General features: G+C 56.4%; 1 protein-coding gene. It reads left to right on the top strand.

Translation table 11 applies throughout. From position 1 onward, the window contains the following. Positions 1-275: FHIPEP family type III secretion protein (locus R0J87_RS20155; protein WP_498888472.1), on the top strand; the 275-nt coding region annotated here is incomplete at both ends.

Here is a 275-nt window from a genome sequence, read left to right as displayed (position 1 = left end):
CCGGTCTGATCATTCTGGTGATCAACCTGCTGGGTGGTATCAGCATCGGCGTGTTCCAGCATGGCCTGAGCATGGGGGAAGCCTTTCAGCGCTTCGCTCTGCTGACGATAGGTGATGGCTTAGTCGCGCAAATCCCGTCATTACTGCTGGCGGTTGCGGCGGCCATTATCGTTACCCGGATGAACGATGAAGGCGAAATGTCTGATGAGGTCGGTAGACAGCTGTTGGCCTCACCACGGGTGTTGCTGACTACCAGCGGCATTATGCTGATCCTC

Source organism: Halomonas sp. SIMBA_159 (assembly GCF_046536035.1).
In the GTDB taxonomy this organism is placed as follows: Bacteria; Pseudomonadota; Gammaproteobacteria; order Pseudomonadales; family Halomonadaceae; genus Vreelandella; species Vreelandella venusta_A.
Note: the sequence above shows the minus strand (reverse complement) of the source record. Positions and strands in the feature narration are given on the sequence as shown.